Source organism: Kitasatospora sp. NPDC049258 (assembly GCF_040678895.1).
Classification (GTDB): Bacteria; Actinomycetota; Actinomycetes; order Streptomycetales; family Streptomycetaceae; genus Kitasatospora.
In genome coordinates, this window is record NZ_JBFAQT010000037.1 from 1 (window position 1) to 11,820 (window position 11,820).

The following is an 11,820-nucleotide window of genomic DNA, read 5'->3' on the forward strand; positions in this document are numbered from 1 at the left end:
CGAACCCGGAAGCTAAGCCTCATAGCGCCGATGGTACTGCAGGGGGGACCCTGTGGGAGAGTAGGACGCCGCCGAACAATCTTTCAGAGAAGCCCTCCACCCTCACGGGTGGGGGGCTTTTTTGTTGTATGGTCAATGCCGCACAAGTTGTCGTGAGCACCAGGAGGCCCCCCGGTGGAGGTCCAGGAGACGCGTGTCCAGACGGACCGCATCCTCACCATTCCCAACCTGCTCAGCATGGGCCGGCTGGTGGGAGTCCCGGTCTTCCTGTGGCTGATCCTGTGGCCGGTGTTCGGCGGGCCGAACAACGACGGCTGGGCGATCGCGCTGCTGATGGTGAGCGGGGTGAGCGACTACCTCGACGGGAAGCTGGCCCGGCGCTGGGGGCAGATCAGCCGGCTGGGGCAGATCCTGGATCCGGCCGCGGACAGGTTGTACGTGCTCTCCACGCTGATCGGGCTGACCTGGCGGGAGATCCTGCCGTGGTGGGTGACCGCACTCCTGCTGGCCCGGGAGGTCTTCATCGGTTCGCTGCTGCCGATCCTGTCCCGGTACGGGTACGGACCGCTGCAGGTGAGCTTCCTGGGCAAGGCGGCGACCTTCAACCTGATGTACGCCTTCCCGCTGCTGTTGCTCGGCGCCGGTTCGAGCTGGATCTCCGCGACCGCGGAGGTGGTCAGCTGGGCCTTCATCTGGTGGGGCACGGTCCTGTACTGGTGGGCCGGCATCCTCTACGCGGTGCAGGCCCGGCAGATCGTGAAGGCGGCGCGGGCCGCGGCGGCCTGAGCCGGACGGGGTCGGCCGAGAGGTTTCACACGGTCGACACGGTGCGTCGGACGGTTTGATCCGGGTAGACAAGCTCTTGAACGGTTTGATGGATCCACAGGGTTCACCACCGAGAAGGAGGACGCACCCGCAATGAAAGCCGTTGTGATGGCAGGCGGAGAGGGCACCCGCCTCCGCCCGATGACTTCGAGCATGCCGAAGCCGCTGCTGCCGGTCGCCAATCGGCCGATCATGGAGCACGTGCTGAGGCTGCTCAGGAAGCACGGCCTCTCGGACACCGTCGTGACCGTCCAGTTCCTGGCCTCCCTGGTCAAGAACTACTTCGGTGACGGCGAAGACCTGGGTATGCACCTCACCTATGCCAATGAGGAAACCCCGCTGGGTACGGCGGGAAGCGTCAAGAACGCCGAGGACGCGCTCAAGGACGACTCCTTCCTGGTGATCTCCGGGGATGCGCTCACCGATTTCGATCTTTCCGAGTTGATCGCCTTTCACCGTGAGAAGGGCGCGATCGTCACCGTATGTCTGACGCGCGTGCCCAACCCCTTGGAATTCGGTATCACGATCACTGACGACGAAGGCCGGGTCGAGCGCTTCCTGGAGAAGCCGACCTGGGGCCAGGTGTTCTCGGACACCGTGAACACCGGTATCTACGTGATGGAGCCGGAGGTCTTCGACTACGTCGCGGCCGGCGAGTCGGTGGACTGGTCGAGCGATGTCTTCCCCCAGTTGCTCAAGGAGGGCAAGCCGGTCTTCGGGTACGTCGCCGAGGGCTACTGGGAGGACGTGGGCACCCACGAGAGCTATGTGAAGGCCCAGGCGGACGTCCTGGAGGGGAAGGTCCAGGTCGAGCTGGACGGCTTCGAGATCTCACCGGGCGTGTGGATCGCCGAGGGTGCCGAGGTCGACCCGGAGGCCATCCTGCGGGGGCCCCTCTACATCGGCGACTACGCCAAGGTGGAGGCCGGGGTGGAGCTGCGCGAGCACACGGTGCTCGGCAGCAACGTGGTCGTCAAGCGTGGCGCGTTCCTGCACAAGGCGGTGATCCACGACAACGTCTACATCGGTCCGCAGTGCAACCTGCGCGGCTGCGTGGTCGGGAAGAACACCGATGTGATGCGGGCCGCGCGGATCGACGACGGGGCAGTGATCGGTGACGAGTGCCTGATCGGCGAAGAGTCGAACATCGCCGCCAACATCCGGGTCTACCCGTTCAAGACCATCGAGGCCGGGGCCTTCGTCAACACCTCGGTGATCTGGGAGTCGCGCGGCCAGGAGCACCTCTTCGGGGTGCGCGGCGTGTCCGGCGTGCTCAACGTCGAGATCACCCCGGAGCTGGCGGTCCGGCTGGCCGGGGCGTACGCGACCACGCTGAAGAAGGGGGCGACCGTCACCATCGCGCGTGACCACTCGCGTGGTGCGCGGGCGCTCAAGCGGGCGATGATCTCGGCGCTGCAGACCAGTGCGATCGACGTCCGCGACCTGGAGAACGTACCGATGCCGGTGGCCCGGCAGCACACGGCGCGGGGCAGTGCCGGCGGGGTGTTCCTGCGGACCACGCCGGGGGTGTCGGACTCGCTGGACATCCTGTTCTTCGACGAGCGGGGCGCCGATCTGTCGCAGGCGGGGCAGCGAAAGCTCGACCGGGTCTACTCCCGGCAGGAGTTCCGGCGGGCGTTCCCCGGTGAGATCGGCGACCTGCTGCACCCGGCCAGCGTCTTCGACTCGTACGCGAGCAATCTGCTGCGGGCCGTCGACATCACCGGGGTCCGGGAGGCGGGGCTCAAGGTCGTGGTGGACGCGGCGCACGGCAGCGCCGGTCTGGTGCTGCCCAGCATCCTCGGCCGGCTCGGCGTCGAGGCGCTGACGGTGGCCGGCGGTCTGGACGAGTCCAGGCCGACCGAGGACGCGGAGGAGCGGCGGGCCGGGCTGGCCAGGCTCGGTGAGCTGGTGGCCTCCTCCCGGGCGGCCTTCGGGGTGCGCTTCGACCCGGTCGGCGAGCGGGTCTCCTTCGTGGACGAGCTCGGCCGGGTGATCGAGGACGACCGGGCGCTGCTGGTCCTGCTCGACCTGGTGGCCGCGGAGCGGCGCAGCGGGCAGGTGGCGCTGCCGGTGACCACGACCCGGATCGCCGAGCAGGTCGCGGCCTACCACGGGACCCAGGTGATCTGGACGTCCACCTCGCCGGACGACCTGGCCAAGGCGGCCGCCGCCGAGGGCACGGTGTTCGGCGGTGACGGCCGTGGTGGCTTCGTGGTGCCGGAGTTCAGCGGGGTGCTGGACGGCGCCGCGGCGTTCGTCCGGCTGGTCGGCCTGGTGGCGCGGACCCAGCTGACGCTCAGCCAGATCGACGCCCGGATCCCGCAGGCCCATATCCAGCGCCGGGACATCGCGACGCCGTGGGCGGCGAAGGGCATGGTCATGCGCTCGGTGGTGGAGGCGGCCGGCACCCGGCGGCTGGACACCACGGACGGGGTGCGGGTGGTCGAGCCCGACGGCCGCTGGACGCTGGTCCTGCCGGACCCGGCCGAGGCGGTCACCCACCTGTGGGCGGAGGGCCCGGACGACCAGGCGGCCCAGCAGCTGCTGGACGACTGGGGTGCGGTGGTGGACTCCGCGGGCCGGTAGCGCCGACGGACGGCGGGGTGGGGCGGTAGGTCCGTCCCGCCCCGCCGTGCTGCCCGTAATGTCACGATCCGACCTGCAATGGGCCCGGGGACCCCGGGGGTAGGTCGTACGCCCGGTCGGGGACATGGGACGATGTCCCGCATGCCAGCAACGCCGACGCCGAGTGACCGGGACGGACGCTTCTCGCGCCCGGACGCCTCGATGTCCCTGCTGACCACCGTGATGGACCACAGTCTGGACGACGGCTACGCCGAGGCGGCCAGGGCCCAGGGGGTGGAGGGGAGCAGCCGGCTGCCGTCCTCGCTGCGCGGTCGGCTCACCCTGGCGCTGGGTCTCGCGCTGGCGGCCACCGTGGTCACGGTGGGGGCGGTGACCTCGCACGAGGCCGAGCCGACGCTGGCCAAGGAGCGGGACGCGCTGGTGCACCGGATCAAGGACGCGACGGGTTCGGCGGACCGCCTCCAGCGCCAGGTCGGCGATCTGCGGGACAAGGTCGCCGCCACCCAGCAGGACGCCCTACGGGCCGGTGGCGACGGCGGACTGGCCGCGCTGGCGGCCGGGACCGGGGCGGGCGGGATCAGCGGCCCCGGGGTGAAGCTGGTGATCGAGGACGCCAGCAGCACCGGTGCCGGCGGCAACATCAACAACCCTCGCGAGGCCGAGAGCTTCCGCAACTCCGGCCGGCTGAAGGACCATGACCTGCAGCTGGTGGTGAACGGCCTGTGGCTGGCCGGCGCGGAGGCGGTCTCGGTCAACGGGCAGCGGCTCACCGCGCTGTCGGCGATCCGGGCGGCCGGTGACGCGATCCTGGTCGACAACCGCCCGCTGGTGCCGCCGTACACCGTGCTGGCGCTCGGGGACGGCAAGCAGCTCGGCCAGGCCTTCCAGGACAACGAGGCCGGGCGCTACCTGCGGATCATCCAGGACAGCTACGGGATCAAGTCGAGCCTGTCCGTGCAGAAGAACCTCCAGCTGCCGGCGGCGGCGGGGATCACGCTCCGGTTCGCCAGGCCCGACACGCCCGAGACCGCGTCGCCGTCCGCCGCCGCCTCGCCGTCGCCCTCGGCGCCCTCGTCCTCGCCACCGCCGTCGTCCTCGCCGTCGCCCTCGCACTCCCCGTCGGCCGCGAAGTCGACCCGGGCGGCCAAGCCGTCCGGCTCCAAGAGCGCCACCGCATCGTCCACCGCAGGGACAGGAGTTCCAACACCGTGATTGCCGTACTGGGTCTCGTGATCGGCGTGGTCGTCGGCCTGTTCGTCCAGCCCGAGGTCCCCGACGCCGTGGTGCCCTACCTGCCGATCGCGGTGGTGGCGGCGCTGGACGCCGTGTTCGGCGGTGTGCGGGCGATGCTGGACGGCATCTTCAACGACAAGGTGTTCGTGGTCTCGTTCCTCTCGAACGTGGTGGTCGCGGCGCTGATCGTCTTCCTCGGCGACCAGCTCGGGGTCGGATCGCAGCTGTCCACCGGTGTGGTGGTGGTGCTCGGCATCCGGATCTTCTCCAACGCGGCGGCCATTCGCCGGCACGTGTTCAGGGCGTAGGGAGCGCAAGGCGTGGACAAGGACGACGACAAGCCCGACCTGCCCGACCAGCCCGACCTGCCCGACCAGCCCGACCGCGCCGAGCCGGCGGAGCGGCCCCGGGAGCGGCCGGATGCCGCGCCGGAGCCGGCCGCGCAGGCCCTGCCGAAGGCACAGCCGGTGCCGGCAGCGGCTCCCGACCGGGAGCCCGAGCCCGAGCCCCAGCCGGTACCCGACGAGCCGGCGGTGGAGCCTGCCCCCGGTCCGGAGGCGGACGCGGCGGGGGAGGCGGCGGAGCCCGTGGAGCCGGCGCTCCGGACACCGGCCGAGGCGCCGCAGCAGCAGCCCGGGCCGGAGGCGCCGGCGGCGCCCGAGGAGCCGGCGGACGGCCGGCGGCGGCTGCGGGCCGCGATGTGGCCGCTGCGGATCTCCCGCGGCCAGCTGGTGGTGGCCGTGCTGCTGTTCTCGCTCGGGCTGGCCCTGGCGATCCAGGTCCGGTCGACCAACGACCACGACCAGCTGCGCGGCGCGCGGCAGGAGGATCTTGTCCGGATCCTCGACGAACTGGACAGCCGCCAGCAGCGTCTCCAGCAGGAGAAGACGCAGCTCGAGCAGTCCATGGCCCAGTTGGAGAACAGCTCCAACCAGGCCAAGGAGGCGCAGGAGCAGACCAGGAAGAAGACGGCGGAGCTCGGCGTTCTGGCAGGTACGGTCCCGGCGACCGGGCCGGGGATCGTCCTGACCATCGATGATCCCCAAGGGCAGGTGAAGGCAGATATGCTGCTGGACACCCTGCAAGAACTGCGAGCGGCGGGGGCGGAGGCGATTCAGATCAACGATGTTCGAGTGGTGGCGGGTACCTACTTCACCGACGGGTCGTCCGGCGGCGTGCAGATCGACGGCAAGGACGTGTCGCAGCCGTTCCGGTTCACCGTGGTCGGCAACCCGCAGGACCTGACCCCTGCCCTGAACATCCCGGGCGGCGTGGTGCGGACGCTGGAGAACCACCAGGCGCGCGCCACCATCACCCAGCAGCAGAAGGTCGTCGTCGACGCGTTGGCCGCTCCCAAGCAGTTGCAGTACGGCAAGCCGGCGGCGAAGTGACGGGTCGGATTCCGGACGCGCCGTCAACTCCCGTCAGGACCCGGTGGTGGACGACTGTCGACGGTCGGTCACACTGGGACACAACACCTGCTCGGCACCGGCCCGATCCCGGGCCCAGCTCGTGCCCGAGCCTCTCACCCTGCCCCGCGGGCGGGTCTGTCACACACAAGGGGATTCGCCCGTGAGTTTCTTCGCAAAGCTCTTCGGCCGCAGCAACCGTCGCGACGTGGCCGTCGAGGCGCCCACGGCGCGGCACCGCCGCGCCGACGAGGAATCCGGCGTGCCGGGCATGCGGCCCGCGCCGGACGCGGACCAGTACGCCCAGCAGCAGCGGCCGCTGTACCGCGACGACAACGCGACCCAGGGCGCCGGCATCCCCACCGAAGGCTTCGGCGCGGCGTACGGCGCGTCGGTTGATTCCTCGGGCGCGCCGCGCATAGGTTTCCCGACAGGACCCTCAACCTCTGGTGGAGGGTTTGCCCCGGACCCCTACGCCGGGCACGTCCAGCCGGGTGTGCCGCGCCAGGAGGCAGTGAACATGGCCGGCTCCACTCCGTGTCCCCGGTGCGGCAACCAGAATCCGGTCACGGCCAGGTTCTGCTCCAACTGCGGTACGCCGCTGCGCGCCGGGGTGCACCAGGAGGGTGCGGCCGAGACCACCTCGACCATCACCATCTCCGGCCTGGAGTCCTACGACCCCAACGCCACCGGCACCGGCGCCACCCCGGCGCTGTCGCCCGAGGTGCTGGCCGCCATCGACGCGCTGCCGCCGGGCTCGGCCCTGCTGATCGTCCAGCGCGGTCCGAACGCGGGTAGCCGCTTCCTGCTGGACTCGGACGTCACCGAGGCCGGCCGCCACCCGCAGGGCGACATCTTCCTGGACGACGTGACGGTCTCGCGCCGGCACGTGGAGTTCCGTCGCCGTCAGGACGGCGGCTTCACGGTGGCCGACGTGGGCAGCCTCAACGGCACCTACGTCAACCGGGAGCGGATCGACGAGGTCGCGCTGAACAACGGCGACGAGGTCCAGATCGGCAAGTACCGGCTGGTGTTCTTCGCCAGCCACTACCGGGGGTACTGACCACGACTTCGGCTGGAGCCCGAGTGACCGCTAACACTCCCACCTTCCTCGGGTCCTCGCCCGTGCCCGCCTCGCGGCGCGCGGGCGAGGCACGGCGGCGGGGCGACGAACTGCTGAGCATCGGCGCCGTGCTGGCCTTCCTGCGGGACGACTTCCCCGAGGTCACCATCTCCAAGATCCGCTTCCTGGAGGCGGAGGGGCTGGTGGAGCCGCAGCGGACCCCGTCGGGCTACCGGAAGTTCAGCCCCGCCGACGTCGAGCGGCTCGCGTACGTGCTGCGCATGCAGCGCGACCACTACCTGCCGCTGCGGGTGATCCGCGAGCACCTGGACGCGATCGAACGGGGCGAGCAGCCCCCCGCGCTGCCGGCGCCCGAGCACCGGCCGGGGCCGATGGAGGAGGCCGACCGCGAGCTGGTCGCGGCCGGGTCGCCGTCGCCCGGGGTCCGGCTCGGGCGGGCCGAGCTGCTGGCGGCCGCCGAGGCGGTCGAGGGGGAGCTGGCCGAGTGGGAGGCCTACGGGCTGGTCTCGGCGGGCCCGGACGGCGGTTTCGACGGCGACACGCTGCAGATCGCCCGGCTGGTCGCCGAGCTCGGCCGGTACGGGCTGGAGCCGCGGCACCTACGGGCGATGAAGGCGGCGGCGGACCGCGAGGTGGCGCTGGTCGACCAGGTGGTCGCCCCGCTGCGCCGGCACCGCAACCCGCAGACCCGCGCCCATGCCGAGGCCACCGCGCGCGAGCTGGCCACCCTCTCGGTGCGCCTGCACGCGGCGATGGTGCAGGCCGGGCTGCGTCCGAAGGCGTAGGGTCACGGCCCGCCGCGGGCGGTGACCGGCCAGGTGGAGGCCGGAATCGGGTGGGCCGGACCGGCTGCGCTTTCATATCGGCCGTGTGGGCCATAGGGTTGCCAGTGTGAATGAGCTCGACGTCGTGGGTGTCCGGGTGGAGATGCCGTCCAACCAGCCGATCGTGCTGCTGCGGGAGGTCGGGGGCGATCGGTATCTGCCGATCTGGATCGGTCCGGGCGAGGCGACCGCGATCGCCTTCGCCCAGCAGGGCATGACGCCGGTGCGGCCGCTGACGCACGACCTGTTCAAGGACGTGCTGGACGCGCTGGGCCACCAGCTCACCGAGGTGCGGATCAACGACCTCCGCGAGGGCGTCTTCTACGCCGAACTGGTCTTCGCCGGCGGGGTGGAGGTGAGCGCCCGGCCGTCCGACGCGATAGCGCTGGCGCTGCGCACCGGTACGCCGATCTACGGGAGCGAGGAGGTGCTGGCCGAGGCCGGCATCTCGATCCCCGACGAGCAGGAGGACGAGGTCGAGAAGTTCCGCGAGTTCCTGGATCAGGTCTCGCCGGAGGACTTCGGCGGCCAGCAGTAGCCCCGGCGCCCGGCCCGGCAGTTGACGGGTTCTTTATCCTCGGCCGGTGGTGTCCGCAAGTCGTGATGGGCGAAGTGTCTGCACGTTCCCACTCCGAGGCCGGAGAAAACCACTCGGTGGAGTGACATCGGCGGTGAGCCTCGGCGTGGCGATCGTTGACGCGTCACTGGCGACTGCTTACCGTCAGGGATGGCTCCGGTTGGTTGGGCCACCCGGGGCCCCAGGGCCCGCAGCAGCAGTGGACGGAGGTTGGCATGAGCGGCACCGGCGATGACCTGGCTGCCGGGGGCCTGTGCGCCGTGCACCTCCCGCGCAGCGGTCGCAGTCTGCCGGCGCCCCCGTGGGGTGCCGAGGCGGCGGTCGAGACCTGGGAGCCGGAGCTGCCCAGGGTCGGGCGGTTTCCCGCGGTCCAGGCCGGCCAGCCCGCGATCGAGCGGCTCGCCCCCACCTCGGCGCTGCTCGGCTACCGCGGCCCGACGGCCTGCGCGGCCGCCGGGATCACCTACCGGCAGCTGGACTACTGGGCCCGTACCGGGCTGCTGGAGCCGAGCGTCCGCTCGGCGTACCCGGCCGGCGCCCAGCGGCTGTACAGCTTCCGCGACATCCTGCTGCTCAAGATCGTCAAGCGGCTGCTGGACGCCGGGGTCTCGCTGCAGAACATCCGGGTGGCGGTGAGCCACCTGCAGTCCGCGGAGCCGGCCGACTTCGCCGGGCTGACCCTGATGTGCGACGGCGCGACGGTCTACGAGTGCACCTCCCCGCAGCAGGTGGTCGACCTGCTGGGCGGTGGGCAGGGCATGTTCGGCATCGCGGTCGGCGCCGTCGGCAAGGAGCTGGAGACGGTCCTGGGCCGGCTGCACGGGGAGCGCACCGACACCGGCGAGACCCTGGTGGGCCACGACCCGGCCGACGAGCTGGCGCAGCGCCGCAACCGCGCGGGCTAGCCCGCAGCGACCAGGGCCCGGACGGGGAACCGTCCGGGCCTTTCGCTGCGTCGGGGCAGGTGGGTCGGGGCAGGTGGGTCGGTCGAGGGCGGGGGAGTGGTGATGGCACGCCGGATTCTTCGGGGGCGTCGGATGCCGGGGTTCGGCAGCCGGCGCGGGCAGCGCCGCTGGTACCAGGGTGCGGTGCTGCTGACCTGCCTGGCGCTCGCTCCGAGCGGCTGGCTCTGGCTGGCCGAGAGCGACCGGGTCGGTACGGTGCGCAGCGCGCCCGACGCCCCGGTCGCGGTGGTCTTCGGCGCGGGCCTGTTCGACGGTGAGCCCTCGCCCTACCTGGCGCACCGCCTGGACGCGGCGCTGGCGCTCTATCAGCAGCACAAGGTGCAGGCGATCCTGGTGACCGGCGACAACGGCAGCACCGACTACGACGAGCCGGACGCGATGCGGCACTACCTGATCCAGCGCGGGGTGCCGGAGATCCGGGTGGTCGGCGACTACGCGGGCTTCGACACCTGGGACTCCTGCGCCCGGGCCCGTCAGGTCTTCGGGGTCGACCGGGCGGTGCTGGTCAGTCAGTCCTTCCATGTCCGCCGGGCGCTGGCGCTCTGCGAGGCGGCGGGGATCGACTCGTACGCGGTGGGGGTCGACGAGCCGACCGACGTCACCTGGTACTACGGCGGTCTGAGAGAGGTGCCGGGCGCGGGGAAGGCCCTGCTGGACGCCTGGTGGCGCCCCGACCCGCAGTTCCTCGGCCCGCACGAGGCCGGGGTCGGCCGGGCACTGGCGGACGCGGCCGGCCACTGACCGCGGCCGGCCACCGACCGCGGGCGGCCCGGCACGGGCGGCCCCGCCGCTCGAACGGAATGTCAGACCCCTGCGGGATGATCGAGCGGTGCGTACGGTGCCGAGCATCATCCATCTCGACATGGACGCCTTCTTCGCCGCGGTGGAGCAGGCGGCCAAGCCGAGCCTGCGCGGCAAGGCGGTGGTGGTCGGCGGCCTGGGCGGGCGCGGGGTGGTGTCCACCGCTTCGTACGAGGCGCGGAAGTTCGGCGTGCACTCGGCGATGCCGATGGCCCAGGCCCGCCGGCTCTGCCCGAACGCGGCCTTCCTGACCGGCCGGTTCGAGGCCTACCGCTGGGCCAGCGAGATCGTGATGGGTCTGCTGAGGGAGCGCTCGCCGCTGGTCGAGCCGCTCAGCCTGGACGAGGCGTTCGTGGACCTGGAGGCGGGCCCGTACGGTCCGGCGCTGGCGGCCGCCGGGCCGGCCGAGGGGGCCCGGCTGGTGCTGGCCCTGGCGGAGGACCTGCGGGCCGACATCCTCGAGCGGACCGGACTGACGGCCTCGGTCGGCGCCGCCGGGTCCAAGCTGATGGCCAAGATCGCCTCCGAGCGGGCCAAGCCGGACGGCCTGGTGCTGGTGGAGATCGGGTCCGAGCAGGCGGTGCTCAGCCCGATGCCGGTGCGGGCCTTGCCGGGGATCGGGCCGGCGACCGAGCAGGCGCTGCGGCGGGTGGGGCTGAGCACGGTCGCCGACCTGGCGGCGGCCGGGCTGGAGGAGCTGGTGCAGCTGCTCGGGCGGGCGCACGGGGCCGGGGTGTACCAGATGTCGATAGGCATCGACGAGCGGGCGGTGGTGCCCGACCGGGACGCCAAGTCCGTGTCGGTCGAGGACACCTTCGAGGTCGACCTGGCCGACCGGGACCGCATCATGCACGAGGTCGACGTCCTGGCGGCCCGCTGCGTGCGCCGGCTGCGGGCGGCCGGGCGCTCGGGCCGCACGGTGGTGCTCAAGGTCCGCCGGTTCGACTTCTCCACGCTCACCCGGTCGGAGACGCTGCGCGGGCCGACCGACGACGAGGAGGTGATCGCCTCCACCGCCCGCCGGCTCGCCCTCCAGGTGGACACCACCGGCGGGGTCCGGCTGCTCGGGGTCGGCGTCTCGCAGCTGGCGGACTACACCCAGGAGGATCTGTTCGCCCAGGCCGTCCGGGAGGCCGCGGCGCAGCAGCCGGAGCTCGAGGGGCAGGAGCGGCCCGCGCCGGAGCCCGAGGCCGAGCCGGAGCCGCCGGCCGTGCGCCGCTGGTGGCCCGGGCAGGACGTGACGCACGAGGAGTACGGGCCGGGCTGGGTGCAGGGCAGCGGGGTGGGGCGGGTGACGGTCCGCTTCGAGACGCCGGACAGCCCACCCGGCCGGGTCCGCACCTTCGCGATCGAGGATCCGCGGCTGCAGCCCTCCGGGGCACTGCCGCTGCGGTAGCCGGGTACGACAACGGCCCCGCACCCGTCCCAGGTGCGGAGCCGTCTGCCGGGCCGGGCCCGGGCGGTCGCGATGCCCTCGTCGACCGCCTCGGGGCCCGGTCTCCTCGCGTCCCGT

The 11,820-nt window shown here is 72.1% G+C and carries 11 protein-coding genes and 1 rRNA gene; all 12 read left to right on the plus strand.

All coding sequences use genetic code 11. The features are described from left to right. Positions 1-77: ribosomal RNA gene (gene rrf, locus AB0K43_RS24965) — 5S ribosomal RNA — on the plus strand; the annotation flags it as partial. 97 nt (positions 78-174) lie between these two features. Continuing rightward, positions 175-786: a CDP-alcohol phosphatidyltransferase family protein gene (locus tag AB0K43_RS24970; RefSeq protein ID WP_363643384.1), complete on the plus strand. Its 612-nt coding sequence runs from the start codon at positions 175-177 to the stop codon at positions 784-786. Positions 787-918: 132 nt separating this feature from the next. Then, positions 919-3,414 (plus strand): mannose-1-phosphate guanyltransferase, encoded by a 2,496-nt coding sequence (locus AB0K43_RS24975; protein ID WP_363643386.1) that lies wholly within the window; start codon positions 919-921, stop codon positions 3,412-3,414. Between the two features lie 141 nt (positions 3,415-3,555). Further along, positions 3,556-4,626, plus strand: coding sequence for a DUF881 domain-containing protein (locus tag AB0K43_RS24980; RefSeq protein WP_363643388.1), 1,071 nt, complete (start codon positions 3,556-3,558; stop codon positions 4,624-4,626). After that, the gene (locus AB0K43_RS24985) at positions 4,623-4,955 is read left to right on the plus strand and encodes a small basic family protein (protein ID WP_033825430.1); all 333 of its coding nucleotides are present in this window, start codon (positions 4,623-4,625) and stop codon (positions 4,953-4,955) included. The genes AB0K43_RS24980 and AB0K43_RS24985 overlap by 4 nt, the downstream gene beginning before the upstream one ends. Before the next feature lie 141 nt (positions 4,956-5,096). Then, a complete protein-coding gene (locus AB0K43_RS24990; protein ID WP_363643490.1) occupies positions 5,097-6,038 on the plus strand; it encodes a DUF881 domain-containing protein in 942 nt (313 codons plus the stop codon). 181 nt (positions 6,039-6,219) lie between these two features. Then, complete coding sequence (locus tag AB0K43_RS24995) at positions 6,220-7,119, plus strand: FHA domain-containing protein (RefSeq protein ID WP_363643390.1); 900 nt, start codon at positions 6,220-6,222, stop codon at positions 7,117-7,119. A gap of 62 nt (positions 7,120-7,181) precedes the next feature. After that, on the plus strand, positions 7,182-7,925 hold the full coding sequence (locus AB0K43_RS25000; protein ID WP_363643492.1) for a MerR family transcriptional regulator: 744 nt from the start codon (positions 7,182-7,184) through the stop codon (positions 7,923-7,925). Positions 7,926-8,031: 106 nt separating this feature from the next. Continuing rightward, complete coding sequence (locus AB0K43_RS25005) at positions 8,032-8,502, plus strand: bifunctional nuclease family protein (protein WP_033825432.1); 471 nt, start codon at positions 8,032-8,034, stop codon at positions 8,500-8,502. A gap of 254 nt (positions 8,503-8,756) precedes the next feature. Continuing rightward, positions 8,757-9,446, plus strand: coding sequence for a MerR family transcriptional regulator (locus AB0K43_RS25010; RefSeq protein ID WP_363643393.1), 690 nt, complete (start codon positions 8,757-8,759; stop codon positions 9,444-9,446). A 132-nt stretch (positions 9,447-9,578) separates the two neighbouring features. Then, positions 9,579-10,247, plus strand: a complete 669-nt coding sequence (locus AB0K43_RS25015) for an ElyC/SanA/YdcF family protein (RefSeq protein WP_363643395.1) — start codon at positions 9,579-9,581, stop codon at positions 10,245-10,247. A gap of 88 nt (positions 10,248-10,335) precedes the next feature. Continuing rightward, on the plus strand, positions 10,336-11,703 hold the full coding sequence (locus AB0K43_RS25020) for a DNA polymerase IV (protein WP_363643397.1): 1,368 nt from the start codon (positions 10,336-10,338) through the stop codon (positions 11,701-11,703). Positions 11,704-11,820 lie beyond the last annotated feature (117 nt).